This is a genomic window from Anabaena cylindrica UHCC 0172, from assembly GCF_034931625.1.
In the GTDB taxonomy this organism is placed as follows: Bacteria; Cyanobacteriota; Cyanobacteriia; order Cyanobacteriales; family Nostocaceae; genus Anabaena; species Anabaena cylindrica_A.
This window is the reverse complement of sequence record NZ_JAYGGY010000090.1, coordinates 32298-56819: the sequence shown is the minus strand read 5'-3', so window position 1 is coordinate 56819 and position 24522 is coordinate 32298. Positions and strand designations below refer to the sequence as shown.

Here is a 24522-nt window from a genome sequence, read left to right as displayed (position 1 = left end):
CCATCGTGCAAGATACCGATTCAATGAATGACCTTGCTGCTGCACTGCAACAGCCAGTAGTAGATTTAGATTTTGAACTACCAGATCCCGAAGATGAACAGATTCTGGAGTCTGATTTTTTACAGCAGCTAGATGTAGCTTGGCAAGTATGCGATCGCTTTGATTTACAAACAGAAATTTGGCGTGGTCGCATTTTACGCTCAGTTCGTGATCGAGAGAAAAAAAACGGTGACGGACGCGGTGCAGGTTTTCTCAAATGGCTCAAAGAACGGGAAATTAGTAAAACTCAAGCCTACAGTTGGATTCAACTGGCAAACAGTGCTGATACCTTAATTGAAGATGGCAAACTTGACCCCAGTAGTGTCAATAACTTTAGTAAACGTGCCTTTGTAGAAACCGCCAAAGCCGCCCCAGAAGTGCAACAAATGGTGAGTGAAGCCGCCCAAAAAGGCGATCGCATCACCCGCAGAGAAGTCCGTCAACTCACCGACGAATGGACAGCCATGTCCTCAGATTTATTACCAGAGGAAGTTAGGGAAAAAGCCGCAGATAACACCCTGCCACCGCGCTACATTGCCCCTCTGGTGAAAGAAATGGAAAAACTGCCAGAATTACACCAAAAGGCATTACAAAGAGACATAGCCGCCAGTCCTGATGTTGATACTCTCAAACAGGCAACCACAGAAGCGCGTCAACTAGGAAAATATCTCAAATCTGCAGCACAAGTCCAAGCGTTGACAGAAGAAAATGTAGATATTGAAACAGCATTAGAAGAAGCGCAAAGAATCGGCTGTTTAAGCATCGCTGCTGACTTGGTAAATCAAGCATCCCAGATGGAACAAGGTATAGCCAAGTTATATATGACTTGGAAAAAAATCAGTAACTTAGCAGATAGATTATATGTTGACACTGGAGCGAGTACACCCAATCTGCGATCGCTCCTCACGTGCATAGAACCCCTCGGTGGTGAAATCATGGAACTACAACTCAGTGGTGCAACCGAACACACCATTAGGTTACAGATTCAAGAGACAAATTAGGCATTGGGCATTGGGGACTGGGGACTGGGGACTGGGGAGAATAACCTTTTAAATCCTGCCCCCTGCCTCCTGCCTCCTAGCCCTAACCAAACTATTCCCTATTACGAATTAAAGATTTCTTCCATTTTTTTCGCCAATTCCACATCTAAATCGCTGATAGCATCACCGATGTCGTGGGTAGCAAGATTCACCCGAACCGTGTTGTAAACATTTAACCATTCAGGGTGATGTCCCATTGTTTCCGCGTGAACACCCACAGTCACCATCCAACCTAACGCAGTCGGGAAAGAGTTAAATTTGTATTCTTTATGCAATTTACCTTCTTTAATTTGCCATCCAGGTAAACTACTCAAGGCTTGTTGTAGTTCTACTTCGTTGAGCTTATGTCCTGCCATTGGTGACTATATTCCTGATTTATGTGGATATTTCACCTTATACTAACAAGTTCCCATAATTGAGGGTTCATCAACAGACATAGATGTACTCATAATATAAGTAATAATTTATATAAGTAATAATTTTCTCCATTATCAACATTGATAAAAAATTTACCAAAAAAATGGGTTTAAAGCCCCGTCCTTCGAGGAAAATTGAAAAAAGCCTTGATTCGTGGGTTGAAGCATGAAACCCAACCTACAGAAAAGTTGCGAAGTTATTGATAAACTCTAAATAAAATTAAACACATATATCTACCTGTTGTTAGATATATATTTAACTCAATTTATGCTAATCTACCTTGTTGATTGAAAATAACAGCTAAAATAGACCTAAACAGGTATTAGACTCTGTTTATCAAACTTCCACTTATTTGTACTAAATCCCCATATTTTCTCCACCATTAGCACAGAGCATAATTAAAAATTAAAAACCTTAGAAACTTTTAGTTAATTTAAAAATTAATTTTTAACCAAGTTTCGTGGTTTGAAATTTAATAGCAACTATGTTACTAGGCACAATCTAAATCCCTGTTGCAAAAATTAATTACGTATCCTTAACGAGATCAAAAGCATTATTATGAATTATTTAAAACAGGAATAACTAATTTTATATGAATGATAAAAAGTCTTCTGAACCAACCCAATCCGATACCAAAGCTGTTGAAATCGGGGAAGAAAAACAGCAGACTCAAAGCAAGGAATTATTTCCAATAGTCGGCATTATAGCATCTGCGGGGGGATTAGAAGCATTCACCGAATTGCTAGAGAATTTAGAAATTGATACTGGAATGGCATTTGTATTGATTCAGCACTTAGAACCAAATCATCAGAGCCTACTGACAGAGATTCTAGCTAAGACAACTCAGATGCCCGTCCATGAATCGCACTCTGGCATGGCTATAGAACCTAACCACGTCTATGTTATTCCCCCGAATAAGAAAATGACCTTGACGCAAGGGATATTGCAACTCGTACCCCGTGAGAAAGTTGAAGGGAGATACAGACCAGGTGATGCCTTTTTAAATTCATTGGCAGCAGAACAGGGAAATAAAGCAATTAGTGTTGTCCTATCTGGAAGTGATGGCGACGGCACAATAGGAACACAGGCAATTAAGGCAGCTGGTGGTATTACCTTTGCTCAGTCGGAAACATCCGCTCAATTTCGGGAAATGCCGAGTATTGCCATTGCCACAGGTGATGTAGACTTCATTTTATCACCACAGGAAATTGCTAAAGAACTGGGAAAAATTGCTCTTCATCCCAAGTTTACCAAGTTGGTTCTTTCACCAACAGTCGAGCCAATTTCTGAAAGTAAGGATGTCTCGCCCACAATCTTGGCTTTACTGAAAACTGCTACTGGAGTTGACTTTAGCCTCTACAAGCAAGCCACTTTAAACCGGCGACTTGATCGACGGATGGTGCTGTACAATTTGCAACCGCTGGAGGATTATGTCAAGTATCTCCAAACCCATCCGGCTGAAGTACAGGCTTTATACCAGGAAATTCTGATCAATGTCACCAGTTTTTTCCGTGACCCTGAAGCCTATCAAGCCTTAAAGGAGAAAGTATTTCCGAGTATTGTTAAGGATAAAGGTAAAGGTAAGTCCCTGCAATCGCCAATTCGGATTTGGGTGACAGGATGTGCCACTGGTCAGGAAGTTTACTCCATTGCTATTTGTTTGATGGAGTTTCTGGAAGATTTTATCTCCAAACCTACCATCCAAATTTTTGCTACAGATATTAATGAAACAGGAATCGAAAAAGCCAGGTCAGGTATTTATAAGCAGAACGAAATGGCTGATGTCTCACCAGAACGGCTAAGACGCTTTTTTATCGAAGTGGAAGGTGGATATCAGATCAATAAATCGATTCGTGAGCAGTGTATTTTCGCCAGACAAAACTTGATTAGTGATCCACCATTTTCCAATCTGGATCTGATTACTTGTCGGAATCTGCTGATTTATTTGGAATCTGGTGTACAGAAGCAGTTGATGTCACTTTTCCATTACAGTCTTAAGTCCACAGGGTTTTTGATGTTAGGTAATTCAGAGAGTGTAGGAGAATTATCAGACTTATTTGCTTTATTAGATAGAAAGAACAAGGTATATTCTAAAAAGTTAGTAGCGACTAAGCCGAATTTTAATTTTTCCAGCGGACACTATCCTGTAGCAAGAGTAAAGCCTGACCCGCAGATGAGTGAAAAGACTTGGGATATTGATGATTTACATAAAGAAGCTGACCAAATCATCTTCAATCGTTATGCCCCATCTGGTGTTTTGATCAGCGACGATATGGACATTCTCCAATTTCGAGGAGATACCAGCTTTTATTTGAGACCTGCTCCAGGTCAACCCAGCTTCAATTTGCTGAAAATGGCTCGAAAAGGCTTACTGGAAGAGTTGCGTACCGCAGTTCATCAAGCCAAAAGGCAGGATATTGCTGTAAGAAAGGACAATTTACAGATTGAAGGGAGTGAACCGCGCAGGATAGTTAATGTTGAGGTGATTCCGCTCAAGACTCCCGTAGCAGTAGAAACTCGCTACTTTCTTGTCTTATTTGAGGATGTACCTTCATCAGCAGAAAAATCTATCCTAGCACCTGAAAATCAGGAACAGACAGATATAGTTACTGAAATATCTCGATTCAAACAGGCGCTGACAGCTACTAAACAGGAGCTGGCGCTGACTCAAGAGTATTTGGAATCGATGATTTTAGAGCAGGAAGCCACAACTCAAGACTTGAAAGTGGCAAATGAAGAAATTCTGTCGAGCAACGAGGAATTACAAAGCACTAATGAAGAGTTGCAAACAGCAAAAGAAGAAGTTCAAGCAACCAACGAAGAATTAAAAACGACCAACGAAGAACTGCAAAGTCGAAATCTGGAATTACATCATGTCAACAACGATCTATTGAATTTGCTCAGTAGTGTTAATATTCCGATTTTAATCTTGGCAAATGATTTGCGGATTCGGCGCTTCACTCCCACGGCACAGCATTTGCTCAATCTGATTCCCACAGATGTGGGGCGACCATTTAGTGATATTCGCTCTAAGATTAATGTTCCTAACTTAGAGTCATTGCTCCTAGAGGTAATTGACACTCTCAATGTCAAAGAGCTAGAAGTGCAAGACCAGCAAGGGCATTGGTATAATCTGCGAATTCGACCTTACAGAACGACAAGTAATCAAATTGATGGTGTGGTGATGGTATTGATGGATATTGATGCCATCAAACGCATCGCCCAGCAGGTAGAACAGTCTCGTAATTATGCTGTAGCCATTGTGCAAACTGTGCCACAGCCTTTAGTAGTGATTAATTCTAGTTTACGAGTTGTTACAGCTAATCAGGCTTTTTATCAAACGTTCCAAATTTCATCAGCACAAACAGAGCAGCAACTAATGTTTGAGATAGGAAATGGTCAGTGGAACATTCCCGATCTAATTACACTCCTAGAAGAAATTTTCCTGAAAAATACTCGGCTTCACGACTTTGAGGTAGAGAGAGTCTTCGAGAAAATTGGGTACAGAATTATGCTGCTCAATGGTTGTAAAATTATTCAAGAAGACAATGAACAAATGATTCTGCTGGCAATTCAGGATATCACGCAGCAGAAGCAGTTCGCGGCAGAACGGGCTCAGTTATTGGCTCAGGAGCGGTCAGCCCGCTTGCAAGCAGAGGTTTCTAACCGCGCCAAAGATGAGTTTTTATCTATTCTCTCTCACGAACTCCGCAATCCGCTGAATGCCATTTTGGGATGGTCTCAGTTACTCCGCACGCAAAATCTGAAGGCAGATCAAATTGCTCAAGGACTTGAAGTTATCGAGCGCTGCACTAGGGTACAAACCCAACTAATTGAGGATCTTCTAGACATCTCCCGCATTACGACTGGTAAACTCCGTCTAAACAATAGCCTCATTGATATCATCTCTGTCATTGGTTCAGCGCTTGAAGTTGTGCGGTTATCCGCAGAGGCTAAAAACATTAATATTTCATCTCATCTGCAACCTGGAATTGGCAAAGTACTGGGTGATATAGACCGCTTGCAACAGATACTCTGGAATTTGCTATCTAATGCTGTGAAATTTACTCCTGAAGGGGGAAGTATTGAAGTCACGCTAGAACGGGTTGATTCCCATGCCGAGATTCGAGTTAGTGATACAGGTATTGGGATAGCTAATGACTTTCTCCCTTATGTTTTTGAGCGTTTCCGTCAGGCTGATAGCACCAAAACTCGCGCCTATAATGGAATTGGGTTGGGATTATCAATTGTCCGTTATTTGATCGAACTTCATGGTGGTACGGTTCGTGCAGAAAGTCCGGGTGAGGGGTTAGGGACAACCATAATCGTTAGGCTACCGCTTTCTGCTGCTATTCAGGAAAACTATTTGTCTGATGATACTGAGCAGTTTCCATTGGCAGAAGGTGTGAATTTATCCGTTGATGGTCTGCCGTCACTAAAAGGTTTGCGTATACTTGTTGTAGATGATGAGGCAGATATACGCGAGTTACTGATGACAATGCTTGAAGGTTATGGGGCTGAGGTGACAATGGCCGCATCTGCTAAGGACGCGCTCTCAATACTCACAATCAACCCTGGGATATATGATGTGCTGCTATCTGATATTGGGATGATGAATGAGGATGGATATAGTTTAATCCGGCAGGTGCGATCGCTTAGTGCTGAAGCAGGAGGACAAATTCCCGCCGCCGCACTGACTGGATACGTTCGCAATGAGGAATCTCAAGAAGCTTACTTGGCAGGTTTCCAAATGCATATGGCTAAACCCATTCAGCTAGATCAACTGGTAATTATGGTTGCAAATCTAGCTGGACGAGGTAAAAATTGAGCAGGGGGCAGGGGGAAAGAGTCTATTTTGCTCTTTTGCTTCTTCTGCGCTTAAGTTTTCTGAGCAGTATTTTTAGATAACGAAAACTCAAATAACGTTTATACCTTTGAGCAACTTCTTTGCCTACCAATAATATACCAAACCAAAATATAATTTCAGCTAAAACCAATAATGCTGGTATTAATAAGGCTTTTTGAGCTACGGAGATTGGTAGAAATGGGATAATTATAGCGATCGCTAACCACGGAAAAAATGAAACAATAATTAAAACCAAACCCAGCTTTTGCATAATTCCTGTTTGTAACAGAATCTGAGTTTAGTGTTTTTATATGGTTGCTTGGAGTGGCTTAACTTACACTCTTTACAATTAGGAATTAGTCTGAATCAGGATATCCAGGATTTAAGGATTAACAGGATAAAATTAAGTAATCAATCAATTTAGAGGATTTAACGATTTTTTGATTTTGAATGATGTTGATATTTGAAAATTTTACTATATATGCGCGAACAGATTTCTACTCTTAACATAAGAGTAATTTATTTTTTGCGTCTTGTCAAGTCTTGACATGAAAAAAACGGAACACCACATCCTGAATATCCTGATTCTGACTAATTCTTAATTCCCGTTGCAGCAATACCGCGAATAAACTGCTTTTGTCCAATTAGAAATAACACCATCACAGGTACAGTAGAAATTGTCACTGCTGCCATCATCAAAGGCCAATTATTGGTAAACTGCTCTTGAAATTCTGCCAATGCTAACTGCACTGTTCTTAATTCTGGTTTTGTTGTGAATACCAAGGGCTTAAATAAATCGTTCCATTCCCCAATAAAGGTGAACAAAAACAGCGTTACTAAAGCTGGACGTGCTAAAGGTAACATGATGCGCCATAAAATTTGCAGTCGGTTCGCGCCGTCAATGGCTGCTGCTTCTTCCAGTTCTATGGGAATTGTCTGGAAATATTGACGTAACAGAAAAATGCCAAAGCCGTTTACCGCAGTTGGTAAAATCAAAGCCCAGTAGGTATTGATCATGTGTCCCCACTTCAAAACTAAAAAGATGGGAATCACTAATAACTGGAAGGGAATCACCAAGGTTGCTAGTATCACTAACAATAGCGCTTGTCTTCCTCGAAATTTCAGCCTGGCGAGGGCGTAACCTGCCAAAGCAGATGTGATAATTTGAAAAGCCGTAACTGCGATCGCTACCAAGGTAGAATTAGCAAATGCTAGTAAAAACTTCCCTCGTTCCCAAGCTTCGCGGTAATTAGCTAAAGTCCAGTTATTTTTTCCCAAAACTCCTGGAGTTGTACCCGCAGGTGAAAAGGAGGTGAGAAAGACTACAATCAAAGGCAGTAAAACAATAAATGCTCCTAGCACTAACACTACCAGGCTCCACAAATTCGCATTGTTCAGATTCCAGTTTGGCTTGGACATCGGTTGTGCCTCTAAAACAGTCATTTTTTAGTATTAGAGCATCACCTCTAATAAAAACTCATCTAATTACCATAATTTCTTGTTAAGTTAAATTAAACCACAGTGATCATCACCCTTAATTACTAGGGTAAATTAGATTTTAGTATCAAATAATTAAGGGCTACGGAGTAAACATACCATGCAGCAGCTTGTTGAGCAAATTGAAAAAATTGATTTCCAAAGTGAAAAATACAAAGATGCATATAGTCGTATTAATGCAATTGTGATTGAAGGGGAACAAGAAGCCCATGATAATTACATCCAACTGGCTGAACTGCTACCAGAAAGCAAAGCAGATCTGATTCGCTTATCGAAGATGGAAAGCCGCCACAAAAAAGGATTTGAAGCTTGTGGACGCAATTTGCAAGTTACACCAGATATGCAATTTGCGAAGGAGTTTTTCTCAGGACTGCACCAAAATTTTCAAACCGCAGCAGCAGAAGGTAAAGTTGTTACTTGCTTGCTGATTCAAGCTTTAATTATCGAATGTTTTGCGATCGCTGCATATAACATCTACATTCCCGTCGCTGATGATTTTGCCCGCAAAATTACAGAAGGTGTGGTTAAAGAAGAATACAGTCATCTCAATTTTGGCGAAGTTTGGCTCAAAGAAAACTTTGCAGAATCCAAAGCTGAATTAGAAACAGCTAACCGCCAAAATCTGCCCCTGGTCTGGAAAATGCTCAACCAAGTAGCGGATGATGCCCACGTATTGGCAATGGAAAAAGAAGCCCTAGTAGAAGATTTCATGATTCAATACGGTGAAGCATTAAGTAACATCGGCTTCACAACTCGTGATATTATGCGTCTCTCAGCTTACGGACTCATGCCTGTCTAAATATTCCCATAGGGGTGACTAACCTGTTACCCCTGATGAAAAAAATTAAGGTAAGTGATGGGACAGAATTAATTACACAACTGATTTTCCTGTTCCCAGTTCCCTATTCCCTCTCTCAATGAGTGAATTTAATTTTGTCCGACTACTCAGCATCAATTTTCCCAACCCAACCTACACCTCAAGTCAGGAGTGTAATTACGAATTACGAATTATTTGGACACTTTATGTAGTACTTTTAAGGATTAGATATCATATCCCATCCCAACTTGGCATAGTTAGTATTGGTTGCGATTTTTGGAACAGTCTTTTAGTCAAAATTCTGAATCCAAAATCCGTCTTGGAAAGTTTGCTCAAGTTGGCATAGCCGCCCACGCAACTTTCCGCAAAATCTAAAATTGGTATCGCTCACAAATTCCACGCTTTTGACAGCACTCGCCTAATATATCACTACATGTTTGGTCTAATTGGACATCTGACTAGTTTAGAACACGCTCAATCCGTAGCTCAAGAATTGGGATACCCAGAATATGCCGATCAAGGGCTAGACTTTTGGTGTAGCGCCCCGCCGCAAATTGTCGATCACATTACTGTTACTAGTATTACGGGACAAAAAATTGAGGGTCGGTATGTAGAATCTTGCTTTTTGCCGGAAATGCTGGCAAATCGTCGCATTAAAGCCGCAACGCGCAAAATTCTAAATGCTATGGCTCATGCTCAAAAGCATGGCATTGATATCACGGCTTTAGGTGGGTTTTCTTCAATTATTTTTGAGAACTTCAATTTAGAGCAGTTTAGCCAAGTCCGAAACGTCAAATTAGAATTTGAACGCTTCACAACCGGAAATACCCATACAGCCTATATTATTTGTCGGCAGGTGGAAGAAGCTTCTAAGCAATTAGGAATAGAACTGTCGAAAGCAACTGTGGCAGTATGTGGTGCGACTGGGGATATTGGTAGTGCCGTTACCCGCTGGTTAGACAAAAAAACAGATGTCCAAGAATTACTTCTCATAGCCCGTAACCAAGAACGTCTCCAAGAACTACAAGCGGAATTGGGACGGGGTAAAATTATGGGTTTACAGGAAGCACTACCCCAAGCAGATATTGTAGTTTGGGTTGCTAGTATGCCCAAAGGTGTGGAAATTGACCCCAAAGTATTGAAGCAACCATGTTTATTGATTGATGGTGGCTATCCTAAAAACTTAGGGATGAAAGTTCAGCATCCTGGTGTGTATGTTCTAAATGGTGGAATTGTGGAACATTCCTTGGATATTGACTGGAAAATCATGAAAATTGTCAATATGGATGTACCAGCACGCCAGTTATTCGCTTGTTTCGCAGAATCAATGCTGCTGGAATTTGAGAAGTTATACACAAACTTTTCTTGGGGTCGTAATCAGATTACCGTAGACAAAATGGAGCAAATTGGTCAGGTGTCCATTAAACACGGTTTTAGACCATTATTAGTTTAGGTAATGGGTGATGGGTAATAGGTAATAGCAGTTGACGACTTTTTCCATAATCCCTGCCAATTACTAATTCTTGATCCTCATTTACCCATTACCAATTACCAATTACCAATTACCAATCCCTAACTATGGCAATTACTGAGCGCAAACCGCTACTGTTGGATTTTGAAAAGCCGTTAGCAGAACTGGCTACCCGGATTGACCAAATTCGGGAACTTGCAGATGAGAATGGCGTTGATGTTTCTGGTCAAATTCGGCAACTGGAAACCAGGGCTATGCAATTGCGGGAGGAAATTTTTAGCAGTCTCACCCCTTCTCAGAGACTGCAAGTAGCTAGACATCCTCGTCGTCCCAGTACTCTAGATTACATTCAGGCAATAAGTGATGAATGGATGGAGTTACATGGCGATCGCTGTGGAGGTGATGATCCAGCTTTAGTTGGTGGTGTTGGTCGTTTGGGTGGACAACCTGTGGTGATGTTAGGGCATCAAAAAGGCCGGGATACTAAAGATAACGTCGCCCGTAATTTTGGTATGGCTGCACCTGGGGGCTATCGCAAAGCCCTAAGGTTAATGGAACACGCCAACAAGTTTAGTATGCCAATTGTCACATTTATCGACACTCCTGGAGCTTGGGCGGGCATAGAAGCCGAACATCAAGGACAAGGAGAAGCGATCGCTTACAACTTGCGGCAAATGTTCTGTTTTGATGTGCCAATCCTTTGTACAGTCATTGGTGAAGGCGGTTCCGGTGGTGCTTTAGGTATTGGCGTAGGCGATCGCTTATTGATGTTTGAACATTCAGTTTACACCGTTGCTACCCCAGAAGCCTGTGCCGCGATTTTGTGGAAAGATGCCAGCAAAGCCCCACAAGCAGCTGTGGCCTTAAAAATTATTTCCCATGACCTGAAAAACCTGGGAATTATCGACCAAATATTATCTGAACCCATTGGGGGCGCTCATTCTGACCCCTTGAGTGCAGCTACAACTCTCAAGCAAGCCTTGTTGGATAACTTGGATGAACTCAATCGCTTAACTGCGAGCGAACGCCGCCAACTCCGCTATGAGAAATTCCGCAAAATTGGTGTCTTTACCGAACTCGCTCACTAAAAATAATAGCCACAATCCCATAGCACTACAGCAGTGCTATAATTGCCTAGGGCTGCTTAAAGATTTTTAACAATCTTATCAGCTATAGGCATTTGTGTTTGTGTGTTCAGCAAAATAACCCCATTTGATGGGCGAATTTGCCTAGTATTCAATAATCGGCTTTGAGTTTACAACTTGATTTTCCAAGAAGATATTTGTTGTCCTAACTGGGAAAACTAGCTGTAGACAATATAACCATAATGGCAATGCATTGTAGCACCTGTCATAAAAAAACAATCGGATTTTTAGATTTATTTAATTTATGGGAGGCTGGTGTCTCACAGCACTGCCAGAAAATGGGGAGATACCATGAGTTTTGAGCAGAAACGACGCGCTTTGATTACCGGAGCCAGCAGCGGAATAGGGAAAGCAACGGCTTTGGCCTTTGCAAAGTCGGGAATAGATGTCGCCTTAGTCAGCCGTTCAGAGGATAAATTGGCAGCTGTGACGAAAACAGCTATAGAAATGGGGGTGGAAGCAAAAGCCTTCACTATGGATTTAGCTTGTGTTTCCCAAGTAAAAGCCAAAATCCAAGCGATCGCCCATGAGTTTGGCGACATAGATATTCTCGTCAACAATGCGGGTATGGGATACACCGCCAATTTGAGCGAAACGCCCTTAGAAGACTGGCAACAGGTGATTAACTTAAATCTCACCAGCGCCTTTATGTGCATGATGGGCATTTTGCCAGAAATGCGGCAACGGGGTACAGGCACAATCATCAATGTCGCTTCCATTGCTGCCAAACAAGTCTTTGCCGGTTGGGGAGCCTACTGTGTTAGCAAAGCTGGCTTACTAGCCCTTTCTCAAACCCTGGCTCAAGAAGAACGAGTCCACGGTATTCGTGTAACTGCTATTTGTCCAGGTTCTGTCAATACAGAAATTTGGGACACAGCCACAGTTAATGCTGACTTTGACCGTACAAAAATGTTAACCCCGGAAATCGTAGCTCAGACAATTCTCCACACTGTCTTACTCCCACAGCAAGCAGTGATTGAAGAATTGACACTAATGTCTAATGCGGGCGTTCTCTAAGTTAGTATTACCGTTCGGAGTTCGGACGTTCGGCGATCGCTAACGACAAGGCTCAGTACAAGTCAGTCAAGTCACGAAGGCTCACGGCTGAAGCCAATGACCAATGACCAATGACCAATGACCAATGACCAATTACCATAATTCAATCATGACTATCGCTAGTTCCAACGGTTCCAATAGCTCGACATCTCCTTTGATTCCTGACTTAGAAGAAGCCATGAATCCTAGACCTGACCGTAATACTCATGATGGGCGACAACCAGATTTGCGATCGCCTACAGAAGAAAATACAGAGCAAATGATGGAGGCAGTGCGGGCAATATTAGTAGGCGTTGGCGAAGATCCAGAACGGGAAGGACTTCTGAAAACACCCAAGCGCGTAGCTGAGGCGATGCAGTTTCTCACTAGTGGCTACAATCAATCTTTAGAAAAGCTCGTTAATGGTGCCATCTTTGATGAAGGTCATGACGAGATGGTGCTAGTTAGAGATATTAATTTCTTTAGCCTGTGTGAACATCATATGCTGCCCTTTATGGGTAGAGCGCACGTTGCTTATATCCCCAATCAAAAAGTTGTGGGTTTGAGTAAACTAGCCAGGATTGTAGAGATGTATTCACGTCGTTTGCAAGTACAGGAAAGACTAACTAGACAAATCGCTGAAGCAATTCAGACTATTCTCGAACCTAAAGGTGTTGCCGTGGTCATGGAAGCCTCCCATATGTGCATGGTTATGAGGGGTGTACAAAAACCTGGTGCTTGGACAGTCACCAGTTCTATGGTTGGTATATTCCAAGAAGAGCAAAAAACCCGCGAAGAATTCTTTAACTTAATTCGTCACCAAGCATCGTTCTTTTAAGAATTAGGGATTTCTATACCATTTTACGAAAAGCCTGATACAAATCATTGGTGTTTAATTCTTTCCCCTTACTGCCTATTTGTATCAACTTTAAAATGAAACGGTATTACAACAATCGCTCATCCTCAAAATACATTAGGGGGTGAGTGATTTTGCTGCTTTTCTAATATAGAAATCCGGTTTATTTAATCAATACCTTGTCCATTTTTTCGATTTTGATAAGGTATTGTTTAATATCTGACCCATGACTGATAAACAAGAACTGTAGGCGGGTTTCCCATCTTAATTTCATAGGCATTCCGAACCAAAGGTCTGTGAAGCGTCCCCTCACTCCTGAATTCTTACTTAAATTGTCTCTGGGTCAACATTTAACTCTCTCAATTTTGCCGCTAAACGTGCTGCTTTTTCATCTGCTGCTTTTCTTGCTTTTGCTTCTTGTTCTGCGCTTTCTTCTGGTGTAGGAACTAAATTTCCTTCCAGTGTAAAATACCGCAATAAACCATCATGAATACCCAAATATAACTCTAACTGTTGACTCCACAAATGTCCTTTTTCATTTGCTGCTAATGGCTGATATTTTCCATCTAATAAATGAAAACCTGCAAATTCTAAAGTATAAGGATCAAACCAAAAATAATCTGGAGTTCGGAATGTATTTTGATAAAGTTGTTTTTTAAATTCTCTATCTGTTTTAGCTGTACTTGGGGAAAGAATTTCTACAATCATATTGGGATATTTACCATCCTCATTCCACACTACCCAACTTTTCCGGGTTTTGCGTTCAGTTTCTAGAACTACAAAGAAATCTGGACCACGAGAATCTTCTGATTTTTTCTGGTTAGGACTATAGTAAATGCTCATGTTTCCAGTAGCATAAAAATCATTTCTATCTTTCCATAACCATTCTAAACATTTGAATAATAGAATTATTTGTCTGAGATGCAGTTCTGTTTCCACAGGAGGTTCATCACTATATAAATCACCAGGGGGAAAAATTATATCTGTGGAGATGTTTTTTTGAGTTTCTAGTTCTTGTGCAATGATCATAAAGTTTGATATAGCATCAAGTTGTAATTCTTTGATTATATCATTCATTTATCAGCTTACTAAAAGCTGATATAGCAATTCCCATTCAAGTGAGGTAGAGGAAGAAAGAATTAACCGCAGATAAATTTGTACCTCATTAGATTAGGAATTGCTATAAATGATTACTGATAGCTGAATACTTACACTGCAAACGGGTCAAACTTGGACTTATGTCATACTGACCGTAACGTAGTGCAGGGAAGTATCTCGGAGATTCTAGAGCCTACGGCACGCTACGCGTTAGCAAAGCTCCACGACGTGGCACACTTCGTTCAGAATGACACTTTTAACCCGTTTTTAGTATACACAGATTTTAACCTTGCAAACAACAATGCTACTTTGTCTAAATCTTTATTGCCAGGGGAAAGTTCGACACCACTTGATAAATCAATACCATTGGGTTTTACCTGACTTAACGCGTCCATAATATTATCTGGTGTCAGTCCTCCAGCTAAAAACCAAGGACAAGTGGGGCTGAATTCCTGTAGCATCTGCCAATCTAAGGTTTGACCTGTACCCCCTAACTGTTGAGGATGATAGGCATCAAGCAGTAGGGTATCTACATTCTTGGTGTAGTTAGCTGCTGTTTGTAGATGCTCCAGACTGCGAACTCTCATTGCTTTAATGATTTCTACCTGGGGTAGGGATTGACGCAACTGATGGCAAAATTCGGGAGATTCTTCACCGTGTAACTGGATACCAGTCAAACCTGATGCCAAAACTGTTTGGCTGATGTTGGTAATACTGGTGTTGGCGAAAACACCAATTCTGTCAATCTTGCTAGGGAGTTGAGCCACTGCTACCTGAATTTGTTCTATGGTAACGTAGCGAGGTGAAGTAGGTACGCAAATAAAGCCTAGTGCTGTTGCACCCAGAGATGCGATCGCTATAGACTGTTCTGGTTGAGTGATGCCGCAAATTTTAACCCGCATTCAAAGATAAAAGAAATTAAAAATAATCACAAAACTAACCTAAATTAAGCAAAAAAGTTTTGCTTTGTCCTACGGAATTTTATAATCTTGTAGGTTTACATTCATTTTTTCATTGTAGGAGAATACAACTTGATATCATCTATCTTACTAGCAGCAGCAGCTTCAGTTCCCGCCACACCTGTGTGGAGTCCTACAGTGGGTATCATTATTAGTGCCAGCAGTCTAGTAGTACTTTTACTCAGTTTGGCAAGTAAAGCCCCTAAAGTGGGGCCACAAATGCCCTTGCTGCCCATCACTGTCCCAGCTTTCATTGGTGCAATGGCTTTTGGTCATGTGATTGGTATTGGCATTGTTTTAGGACTGACTAACATTGGTCGTTTATAAATTCTGCTTGAGATTCTCTTGTCATCAAGGGTAAAAATTGGGCGGTAGGTAAGAATCAAATTCCCTACCGCTTTTTTTATACCAAGTTTTACTATTTTAAATAATGCAATATTTCTAATTAAATTGTCTATTCTAGAAATTAGAGTAGCTCGCACCTGCGATCGCCAGCTGTAGGAGTGTATTACCATACGCCCCTAATATACAGAAATTTTGTCCATAATTAATTTTAGGAAAAATATAATGCAAACAAGTTGGAAAATTGGCTCTTTATTTGGGATTCCGCTATTTTTAGACCCGTTCTGGTTTGTGATTTTGGGTTTAGCAACCCTGAATTTTGGCGTAGCTTACCAACAATGGGGGACTATCACAGGTTGGAGTGCTGGATTAGTAATGGCACTGCTGTTATTTACTTCTGTGCTATTACATGAGTTGGGTCATAGTTTGGTAGCACAATCGCAAGGGATTAAAGTTAATTCAATTACGCTGTTTTTCTTTGGTGGGATTGCAGCGATAGAAGAGGAATCAAAAACCCCTGGTAAAGCCTTTCAAGTAGCGATCGCTGGGCCTGCGGTCAGTATAGTTCTGTTTTTGCTACTGCGTCTAGGTTCTAATTTCATTCCTGATACCACAGTGTTGAATGTCATGGGGGGAGATTTAGCGAGAATCAACTTAGTTGTCGCTTTATTTAACTTGATTCCCGGTTTACCTCTGGATGGGGGACAGGTGTTAAAAGCCGCACTATGGAAAATAACAGGCGATCGCTTTAAAGCCGTACATTGGGCAGCAAAGGCTGGGCAGATTTTAGGTTATGGTGCGATCGCACTCGGATTTGTGATCGATTTCTTAACCAGGGAATTATTAACAGGTTTGTGGATTGTGCTATTAGGTTGGTTTGCGATTCGCAATGCTAACAACTACGACCGTGTAACTACATTACAAGAAACCCTACTCAAACTAGTAGCAGCTGATGTGATGACCCGTGATTTTCGGGTAATTGATGCCAACCAGACATTAAGAGAGTTTGCTGACTTATACCTTTTAGAAACATCTTCTTCCCAAGTTTACTTTGCTGCTGCTGATGGACGTTACCAGGGTATGGTGACAGTTGGAGATTTACAGACAACTGAAAGAAGTCAATGGGAAAACCAAACTTTAGCAAGTATTGTCCATCCTCTCACAACCATACCCACCGTTACCGAGTCCACTTCCTTAGCCGAAGTAATTAACAAGCTAGAAAATGAACAGTTAACTCGAATTACCGTACTCTCTCCTGCTGGTGCTGTAGCGGGTATCCTCGACCGAGGAGATACGGTCAAATGTTTGGCACAAAAGTTAAATTTGCGAATCACCGAAGCTGAAATTAAGCGCATTAAAGAAGAAAGTAGCTTTCCACCAGGTTTACAGCTAGGAGTAATAGCTAAGTCATTAGAAAGCATTAAGGATGAAGATCCTCAGATTCAATCTGTTACCTGACGCAAAACCATTCCTGTTTTCACAACTCCCACACTAGTTGCTTCTCCGACTAAACCCTTCCGATTGAGTAGCGTTACCTTTCCTGTGCCATTAACCACATTAAACACCGTTCCTTCATCAAGTGCAGCTAAATTTGCACCACCCAACCACAAACTCACCCGATTATCGGCCACAGCTGTGACGACTGCATTACCAGTTGAGGCAGGATTATTGACAAAAAACAGCGGTTGTGATTTGTAATTACTACCGGGTTTGATTTCATAACCAGGAGTTTGATGGAAGTTCTTAGGGATTTGGGGCAGGATAGAAGCGATCGCACTATCAACAGTACTATCCTGCTGCCAAAGATATTGGGTTAATAAGTAAGTAAAAATACCAGCACGAAAACCATTAATATTCACTTCTCGCGCCAATTGTTGAGGATTGGTAGCTGCTAAAACCATACCTTTAGCCACCCCTGCACGATAACCCTTGACAAATGCTTCTGGCGGCATCTTCAACTGTGACAACCACTTTTCCTGGTAAGTTTTTTCATCAGCAGAAACCAACACATTTTTGCCACCAGCACGGGATCTTACTCGTCCATCTCGTGTTGCACCTCCAGAAAAGCAACTATCTAACACCGCCGTCACGTTTTCTGTGGACAATGCAGACATCAATAAATATAGAGTATGTCCCATAATGTCTTTAACTGTCCCCCCAGTATGAGGATATCCAGCAGGGAGGGAACTATCCACAGGCACAAAAGTACCATTAAGACCCTCTTTGTCTTTTGTATCTACCGCAATGGGTTTAGGGTCAAAAATGCGTGAACCATGTCCAGAATAGTGATAAACAACCACATCTCCAGGTTTGGCTTGCTTAATTAAATGTTCTTCAAACGCTTCTAAAATACCTTGGCGATTCGCTTTCTCGTCCGGCAAAATCAAAATATCTTGAGGATTAAAACCGAAGCGATGGATGAGGAGATGGCTTTGTAACTCCACATCATTAAGACACCCTTCTAAAGGTTGGGATGAATATTGGTTGATCCCAACAAGTAAAGCAAGTTTGCGCGGAGTACTTTGAGCAAGGACTTTGCCATAGTTTTGCGCCTCCTCTAGAAATGATAGCTGGTTTAATCCTAGAGTAGCTAAAGCTGAACCAGCGAAATATAAGAAATGGCGACGAGAAATAGAAGACATAAGTAGCTAAAATGGTTGTGCTGGGGACAGTGAGGAGGATGACGGAGAGTATTTATCTTTCTTCTGCCTCCTGTCACCCATTACCAATTAATTAACCTTACATTATGGTCTTTTCTGGTACTCAAGAGTAGCATCGTAGTAAAAGGTACGAATAGTACCTTCTTTAGAGACGAAAAAGTTTGCAAATGTTTCCCCATCTGTCAATTTGCAGGATTTTTTGATCAAGCTGCGGAAATACTAGCGGTAATACGTTAGTCTGTTGAGAAACAGCAGCAACAGATTTTTTCATAACTCTATGACTACCAAAACTCACCGTATCAATCCGCAGAATTGGTTGCAGAGTGTTAGCATCATTAACCGTGCCAATAAGATTTTAATGGGAATAATTGCGGCTGTCCCTATAGCTTTAGCCTTACCTGCACAGGCTTTAGAAGTACAGATCATCCCTAACAAACCACGACTGGGAGATACTTTATCGGTATTAATTGAATTAGAAAGTCAAGATCAGCCTGGTATTCCTACGGTAACGGTGGGAGAGAAAACATATCCAGCCTTTGAAATTTCTCCAAATAAGTATCGTTCTTTTATTCCTACCACTCCACTGGAAAAATCTGGAGTGAGAAAAGTGACAATAGCTGGAGAAGGACAGCGACAAAGAAACTTAGCCGTATACGTAGGCGATCGCAAATTCCCCATCCAACGCATCACCTTACCCCCTGGAAAAGCCGGAATCCAAGCCACAGAACTTGAACTCAATCGTGTTGCAGCTTTCAAAGCCCTACAAACACCTGAAAAATACTGGAATGGTGTTTTCCTAAGACCAAATAAAGGCAGAATGACCACAATTTATGGTGTACGTCGCTACTATAATGGTAAATTTGCAAATGATTACTACCATCGTGGCTTAGACTATGCTGGTGCATCCGGTTCCGCCGTAATTGCCCCAGCTGCTGGACGAGTTGCTTTAGTAGGTACAGTATCCGCAGGTTTCCGAGTTCATGGTAACGTAGTTGGCATTGACCACGGTCAAGGAGTAACCAGCATTTTTATGCACCTAAGTCGCATTAATGTCAAAGAAGGTGATTTAGTAAAAGCTGGACAACTTATTGGCGGTGTAGGTTCAACAGGTGCTTCGACAGGGCCTCACTTACACTGGGGTTTATACGTTAATGGACAATCCATTGATCCACAATCCTGGAAAACTAAGGTGGTTGACTAAATAATTCATAATTCGTAATTAAAATCATAATTATGAATTATGAAGATCGCTTAAATTTAATCGTGATAATTGATAAATATGAGTATTGAAAAAATTGTAGAACAAGCTCTGCTGGATGGTTATCTAACACCAGCAATGGAAGCCGAAGTCGGGCGAATTTGTGACAACGCCTCGGATCTTTCAATTGAAGAGTACATGGCGCTGGATCGACTCATGGGGTCATTGTTGACTGGTGAAGTAGTAGCAGTACCTCGCAAACAATTTATTAACGTCATGGAAGAATTGGTACTGACTGAGGTGATCGCTAAAGTAGCAGAAATTGAAGCCAGTTGTGAAAGTTCTCTAGATGTGGGGGATATCACAGCTTACGCCCTTAACCGTCTTCCACCCCTGTATGCAACGACAGAAGAAGGCGCAAAGTATCAGCGTAAACGCGCTAAAACAGAACTTTATGAATTCATTTCTCAGCAAGTGGGGGAAGCAATAGATCGTTATTTAGATCAACCAAATTTCTTCCCAGAACGTCAAGCCCTGAGCAAAAGCACTGGAAACGAAGTTTTACATCAAGTCAGTACTTTACTCCAAGTTTACGCGCCGAATTTTGAGCAAAAATAACATCTTTAGGCATTGGTGATTAGTCATTAGTTCTTGCAGAAAAAACTAATGACTTTGCTTTGTTGCCGTTTCAGTTACGCACTAATACTGGCGTGCCTATATTTACCTGGCTATATAACATTTTGACATCAGAATTACGCATTCTTAAGCAACCATGAGACACTGCTGCTCCCACCAAATCGGTGTTAGGTGTGCCATGAAAGCCAATTTTGTTGCGTCCATCTGACCAAAAACCAATCCATCTGTCTCCCAAAGGACTATCCGTACCTGGTTCAAATACTTTGCCAGTAATGGGATGCCGCCAAATTGGATGGTGTTCCATGTGCATGACTTGAAAATCACCTGTAGGCGTTTCCCAGCCTTTTTTACCTACAGCAATAGGGTAACTAGCTATTACTTGATCATAGCGATAAACATAGACACGGCGATCGCTTAAATTAACTACCACTTGTGTCTGACTAGATCCTAGTCCCTGAACAGATTTAGCTTGAGCCACACCCGGAAATACAAAGCCTTTAGGACTGTTATTTGTTTTCTGATTTTCTCCTTTGACTGGAACTACCAACTTTGTCTTCTTGGGTGTATCCGCATTAGCTACATATTTATTTCCTTGTCCCAATTTAGCCTTAGGCTTTGCAGGGGATACAGATTCAGCTAAAGCAGGTTCCCCAATGCCAATGCCTTCAGAGCGATTTTGATTAGAGTCGGTGCGGGGGGTAGAATTTTGCCTTAATGTAGTGGATGCAGACTGATTTAACTGTCCTGTCGTTTTCATAATGTGCCAATGGACAGCCAAAGATAAAATTGCTGTGCCAAAACAGAGGAACATCACCATCCGCGCTACAGATTCATTTCTTGCCATTGCCATCGCTTATTGTTGATCCCTGACATATCTGGCTGACCGTGAATGACTAATTGCCTGTTGTGAGCAGCCAACTAGCAAAAAATTTATCAAAAATTTTCATTTTTCTCATGCATTTGCCAATACTTCCATGATTTGTAAATACTGACTTTTGTCAAGCCCTAGTGGCCATTTGTAAATCTGAACACAATTTTCCCTATTATGGCTAATTCTCAAGAGAATTTGAAACCAGCCTTTTTTGCTTCTAGTGACTCTCCCTAGTGCAGTGTGACAGAAATAACTACTCAGTTTTAAAAGCCGCAAAAGCTGATGAAACAAGAAATATGTCTCTTTGCCTCCTGTCAGACTGTTTGCCTCTATAAATAATAAGGTTGGCTCCTACAAGAAAGAGTATCTTTTCTTATATTTCCGTGTTCCGGTCATAAATCCGTCACCTACCTCAGGAACTTCTGACAAATGATCAGGTCTAATAGAAGGGGATGAATTAACGCCAGTACGATCTATGAGTCAATCGATTACTGTATCCTGGTCAACTGTTGATGCAACTTATTCGGAAGCATCGGTGCAAGTTGACAAACTCTCAAATCACGATCTCATTTTGCGCTGTCAAGCAGGATTGCGTCCAGAGCGTGTAGCCTTTGGAGAACTGTTAAGACGCTATCAGACTCAGGTCGATAGGGTGTTATACCATCTAGCTCCTGATTGGTCTGACAGAGCCGATTTAGCCCAAGAAGTTTGGATTCGCGTGTATCGGAATATTAACCGATTACAAGAACCCGCCAAATTTCGAGGCTGGTTAAGCCGTATTGCTACCAACTTGTTCTATGACGAGTTGCGTAAACGGAAACGATTTGCTAGTCCCCTATCACTAGATGCTCCCCGCTCGGTAGAAGACGGTGAGATGGATTGGGACATAGCTGGCGATACACCTGGTCCTGAGGAAGAACTGACAACTAGAGAATTTTACGAACAACTGCGAGAAGCGATCGCTGATCTACCAGAGGTGTTCCGTACTACTATTGTCTTAAGAGAAATTGAAGGGATGGCATATGAAGAAATTGCCGAAATCACCGGAGTTTCCTTAGGAACTGTAAAGTCGAGAATAGCTAGAGCTAGATCCAGATTGCAAACCCAGTTGCAAATTTATCTAGATAACTAAAATTACAATATCTTTCCTCAGTTCAAAGGCAGAATTTAAGAAATATTAAGAATCTCGGAAAAATACACATTTATTCCGTCATTTAGGAGCAAAATTGCTTAAATTCCCAAATTTATTCGCTGTGTTTTCCTGTGTCTGAATTGGTAAGAACGTTAAAATGAACACTGATTCTCAATTTTACGACCGTTCCCACTCACAACTTCCTTCGGATGTCTCAGATGGAATGGCTAATCATACCAATGAATCAACGGGTGCTATGGATAGACAGAAGCGAGATAGCCTACGGCACAGCGAAGCTGACCGCTTCGAGTTATTGAGTGCTTACCTTGATGGCGAAGTCACAGCAGTTGAACGTAGGCAAGTAGAAGAATGGCTGGCAAATGATAACTCAGTCAAATGCTTGTATCAGCGACTATTAAAACTGAGACAAGGCTTAAAGACCATACCATTGCCAGAAGAGCAAAATTCAGCAGAGGAAACATTCCAACAAGTCTGGAAACGCCTACGTTGCCGTTCTCAGTTAACTTGGATGGTAGGTAGTGCAGCAGCTGCTGCTTGTGTTATAGGGACGATATCTGGCTTAATTCCAGGTAGTGGCTCAAAAATGCAATTTGCACAACAGCAAATACAACCAATAGCTGCAACCACACAGCCAGCAGTTCCTACTTCACCGCTGATGGTAGCCTTAAACAACCCAGTCATTGAAATTCCCAAAACAGCAATAGCTTCCCCAAAAAAGCTAATTAATCAGTCCGAAACTCCGGTAAAAGACACAAAATTAGACATCAACTAATCAAGTTGCTTTCAGAGTCCAATTGCCATCAAGTTGGGGTATACCGCCTAGTTGGTAAACTTTTTCTAGTGTCATCAAATAGACCCAAGCCCAACCCAAAGACAAGCTGTTTAACTCAAAAATCTCTATAGATTGACGATTATAGAGATTTTCTGACATTGGCCTTGTGGACTGGTAATCTTCTAAATCATCCAAGGCTGTTAAAAGCCTGGAATCATCAAAATAAAGTAAATAACCGTGAACTTTGCCATCTCCTAGAGTCATGGCTGGATAACCCATTGGCAAAGTAAACAATTTACCTGAACCCTTTTATTTTGGAGAAACAATTTCTACAGATTTAGCAAATTACGATGGTAACTACACTTATAGTGGTGGTGTAAAAGGAGAATATCGAGAAAAGACCACAGAGGTAGGAAAATTTCCTGCAAACCCCTGCGGTTTATATGATATGTGTGGTAATCTCTGGGAATGGTGCGAAGATGAGTGGCACGATCATTATATAAATGCTCCAACTGATGGTAGTGCGTGGTTGGATAATCCCAATAATAGCATAATTCTGCGCGGTAGTTCTTGGTGTAACAATCCTCAAAACTGCCGCTCCGCGTTTCGTAGACCCTTCTATTGGGTTGAGCGCGACTACCTCGATATCCATTTCGGTTTTCGTGTTGTTTGCGCGGTCGGGAAAATTCTTCAGTAGCCCTTTATACTTTTATCCTCTTGCGCTTTGCGCTCTTTATTTTTCACTTCCCTAGCGTAACGAAGTGGAGCGATCAAAAATACTTTTTTAGCTTTTCGGGTGCTTGATGAGTGCTTCACCCATGATACAGAAAACTTAGAATTTAGTCAAGTAAATAGCATAGAATAGATCCCCGAATTCTTAAAGAAGTCGGAGATTTGGTAGCATCTAAGATATCTCTAAAGTAATTGCTGATTGGTGATAAAATCTCTGGTTTTCATCCTGTTCATCCTTTAATCCTGGATATCCTGATTCTGACAATTTACCCAACTAGCAACTTTCAGGATTTAGCGGCACAATAAACCCAGATTCCTTACCCGGAATATACCATTTACCAAAATCATTACACACCGCAATTGTCGTCATTCATCAATTACCACAAACTCAAGAAACACTGTGGTTAAGACTTTTAGGTAGAGGTACAGTCCAAAAACGAGCAATTGACGAATTAGCTGCGTTACCATTAAATCAACCTTACGTTAAAATCACCTTAGAACTACTCTATAATCTCCAGAAAAATTTAAAAATCAATCAAAGTTCACAAACAGAAGATCAGGAGTTGATTATGCGATTAGCACCACTTTACCAACAAGACAGAGAACTAGCTAAACAAGAAGGAGAACAACGTCTAATTATCCGTCAATTAAATCGCCGAGTTGGTGAAATTGATTCATCATTAATTCAAAAAGTCCAAGAATTACCTGTTGAAAAACTTGAAGAATTAGGAGAAGCTTTGTTAGATTTTACTTCAGTTACAGATTTAGAAACTTGGCTAAAATAATTATACCATTACGCACTTTAATAAATTAAATCATAGCCCCCTCCTCGCAAGCGAGGAGGGGGTTGGGGGTGGGGTTCTTATTATTTCACTCAACCAATAATCCCTATATGTCTAATATCTAGAATTATGCCACAATAGCAAAATTAGATAACA

Annotated in this window: 21 protein-coding genes and 2 pseudogenes; 15 read left to right on the top strand and 8 right to left on the bottom strand. The window is 41.1% G+C overall.

The window, feature by feature from the left end; all coding sequences use genetic code 11:
- Positions 1–23: 23 nt before the first annotated feature.
- Complete coding sequence (locus tag VB713_RS19720) at positions 24–1040, top strand: hypothetical protein (protein ID WP_323313201.1); 1017 nt, start codon at positions 24–26, stop codon at positions 1038–1040.
- A 101-nt stretch (positions 1041–1141) separates the two neighbouring features.
- Here VB713_RS19720 and VB713_RS19715 read toward each other — a convergent pair whose 3' ends face one another.
- Positions 1142–1435: a 4a-hydroxytetrahydrobiopterin dehydratase gene (locus tag VB713_RS19715; protein ID WP_323313200.1), complete on the bottom strand. Its 294-nt coding sequence runs from the start codon at positions 1433–1435 to the stop codon at positions 1142–1144.
- Positions 1436–2088: 653 nt separating this feature from the next.
- Between VB713_RS19715 and VB713_RS19710 the strand changes: the two genes are divergently transcribed.
- Entirely contained in the window at positions 2089–6324 is a 4236-nt protein-coding gene (locus VB713_RS19710) for a chemotaxis protein CheB (protein WP_323313199.1), read from the top strand.
- A 22-nt stretch (positions 6325–6346) separates the two neighbouring features.
- Here VB713_RS19710 and VB713_RS19705 read toward each other — a convergent pair whose 3' ends face one another.
- The gene (locus VB713_RS19705) at positions 6347–6613 is read right to left on the bottom strand and encodes a transporter suffix domain-containing protein (RefSeq protein WP_323313198.1); all 267 of its coding nucleotides are present in this window, start codon (positions 6611–6613) and stop codon (positions 6347–6349) included.
- Between the two features lie 320 nt (positions 6614–6933).
- Positions 6934–7761 carry a carbohydrate ABC transporter permease gene (locus VB713_RS19700; RefSeq protein ID WP_323313221.1) on the bottom strand — a complete coding sequence of 276 codons (828 nt, stop codon included), beginning with the start codon at positions 7759–7761 and terminating at the stop codon, positions 6934–6936.
- Positions 7762–7939: 178 nt separating this feature from the next.
- Here VB713_RS19700 and VB713_RS19695 point away from each other — a divergent pair, with 178 nt between their 5' ends.
- From VB713_RS19695 to folE, 5 genes are all read left to right on the top strand, one after another.
- Positions 7940–8638: an aldehyde oxygenase (deformylating) gene (locus VB713_RS19695; RefSeq protein WP_323313197.1), complete on the top strand. Its 699-nt coding sequence runs from the start codon at positions 7940–7942 to the stop codon at positions 8636–8638.
- A gap of 451 nt (positions 8639–9089) precedes the next feature.
- Complete coding sequence (locus tag VB713_RS19690) at positions 9090–10109, top strand: long-chain acyl-[acyl-carrier-protein] reductase (RefSeq protein ID WP_323313196.1); 1020 nt, start codon at positions 9090–9092, stop codon at positions 10107–10109.
- A 125-nt stretch (positions 10110–10234) separates the two neighbouring features.
- Complete coding sequence (locus VB713_RS19685) at positions 10235–11215, top strand: acetyl-CoA carboxylase carboxyltransferase subunit alpha (RefSeq protein WP_323313195.1); 981 nt, start codon at positions 10235–10237, stop codon at positions 11213–11215.
- A 348-nt stretch (positions 11216–11563) separates the two neighbouring features.
- Entirely contained in the window at positions 11564–12289 is a 726-nt protein-coding gene (locus VB713_RS19680) for an SDR family oxidoreductase (protein WP_323313220.1), read from the top strand.
- 148 nt (positions 12290–12437) lie between these two features.
- Positions 12438–13145 carry a GTP cyclohydrolase I FolE gene (gene folE, locus VB713_RS19675; RefSeq protein ID WP_323313219.1) on the top strand — a complete coding sequence of 236 codons (708 nt, stop codon included), beginning with the start codon at positions 12438–12440 and terminating at the stop codon, positions 13143–13145.
- 345 nt (positions 13146–13490) lie between these two features.
- On the opposite strand, the gene VB713_RS19670 is transcribed toward folE, so the two are convergent.
- Both VB713_RS19670 and VB713_RS19665 read right to left on the bottom strand, forming a co-directional pair.
- Positions 13491–14192, bottom strand: coding sequence for a Uma2 family endonuclease (locus VB713_RS19670; protein ID WP_323313218.1), 702 nt, complete (start codon positions 14190–14192; stop codon positions 13491–13493).
- Positions 14193–14503: 311 nt separating this feature from the next.
- A complete protein-coding gene (locus tag VB713_RS19665) occupies positions 14504–15163 on the bottom strand; it encodes a phosphoribosylanthranilate isomerase (protein WP_323313194.1) in 660 nt (219 codons plus the stop codon).
- Positions 15164–15292: 129 nt separating this feature from the next.
- Between VB713_RS19665 and psaK the strand changes: the two genes are divergently transcribed.
- Together psaK and VB713_RS19655 are read left to right on the top strand one after the other, a co-directional pair.
- Positions 15293–15547, top strand: coding sequence for a photosystem I reaction center subunit PsaK (gene psaK, locus VB713_RS19660; protein WP_323313193.1), 255 nt, complete (start codon positions 15293–15295; stop codon positions 15545–15547).
- Positions 15548–15787: 240 nt separating this feature from the next.
- The gene (locus VB713_RS19655; RefSeq protein WP_323313192.1) at positions 15788–17020 is read left to right on the top strand and encodes a site-2 protease family protein; all 1233 of its coding nucleotides are present in this window, start codon (positions 15788–15790) and stop codon (positions 17018–17020) included.
- On the opposite strand, the gene VB713_RS19650 is transcribed toward VB713_RS19655, so the two are convergent.
- Positions 17005–18204 carry a caspase family protein gene (locus VB713_RS19650; protein WP_323313191.1) on the bottom strand — a complete coding sequence of 400 codons (1200 nt, stop codon included), beginning with the start codon at positions 18202–18204 and terminating at the stop codon, positions 17005–17007. The two genes, VB713_RS19655 and VB713_RS19650, sit on opposite strands and share 16 nt — an antisense overlap.
- Before the next feature lie 295 nt (positions 18205–18499).
- Between VB713_RS19650 and VB713_RS19645 the strand changes: the two genes are divergently transcribed.
- Both VB713_RS19645 and VB713_RS19640 read left to right on the top strand, forming a co-directional pair.
- A complete protein-coding gene (locus VB713_RS19645; RefSeq protein ID WP_323313190.1) occupies positions 18500–19423 on the top strand; it encodes a M23 family metallopeptidase in 924 nt (307 codons plus the stop codon).
- 78 nt (positions 19424–19501) lie between these two features.
- Complete coding sequence (locus tag VB713_RS19640) at positions 19502–20038, top strand: late competence development ComFB family protein (RefSeq protein ID WP_015215431.1); 537 nt, start codon at positions 19502–19504, stop codon at positions 20036–20038.
- Positions 20039–20108: 70 nt separating this feature from the next.
- Here the strand turns inward: VB713_RS19640 and VB713_RS19635 are convergent, their stop codons facing one another.
- Positions 20109–20906: a L,D-transpeptidase gene (locus tag VB713_RS19635; protein ID WP_323313189.1), complete on the bottom strand. Its 798-nt coding sequence runs from the start codon at positions 20904–20906 to the stop codon at positions 20109–20111.
- Between the two features lie 496 nt (positions 20907–21402).
- Between VB713_RS19635 and VB713_RS19630 the strand changes: the two genes are divergently transcribed.
- Together VB713_RS19630 and VB713_RS19625 are read left to right on the top strand one after the other, a co-directional pair.
- Positions 21403–22059, top strand: a complete 657-nt coding sequence (locus VB713_RS19630) for a sigma-70 family RNA polymerase sigma factor (protein WP_323313188.1) — start codon at positions 21403–21405, stop codon at positions 22057–22059.
- Positions 22060–22216: 157 nt separating this feature from the next.
- Positions 22217–22852, top strand: coding sequence for an anti-sigma factor family protein (locus VB713_RS19625; protein WP_323313187.1), 636 nt, complete (start codon positions 22217–22219; stop codon positions 22850–22852).
- On the opposite strand, the pseudogene VB713_RS19620 reads toward VB713_RS19625, so the two are convergent.
- Positions 22853–23152 (bottom strand): annotated as a pseudogene (locus VB713_RS19620) (gamma-glutamylcyclotransferase family protein); the annotation flags it as partial.
- On the opposite strand from VB713_RS19620, the gene VB713_RS19615 reads away from it, so the two are divergent.
- Both VB713_RS19615 and VB713_RS19610 read left to right on the top strand, forming a co-directional pair.
- Complete coding sequence (locus VB713_RS19615) at positions 23130–23549, top strand: formylglycine-generating enzyme family protein (RefSeq protein WP_323313217.1); 420 nt, start codon at positions 23130–23132, stop codon at positions 23547–23549. The pseudogene VB713_RS19620 and the gene VB713_RS19615 overlap by 23 nt on opposite strands.
- A gap of 316 nt (positions 23550–23865) precedes the next feature.
- A pseudogene (locus tag VB713_RS19610) lies at positions 23866–24369 on the top strand (DUF4351 domain-containing protein); the annotation flags it as partial.
- Positions 24370–24522 lie beyond the last annotated feature (153 nt).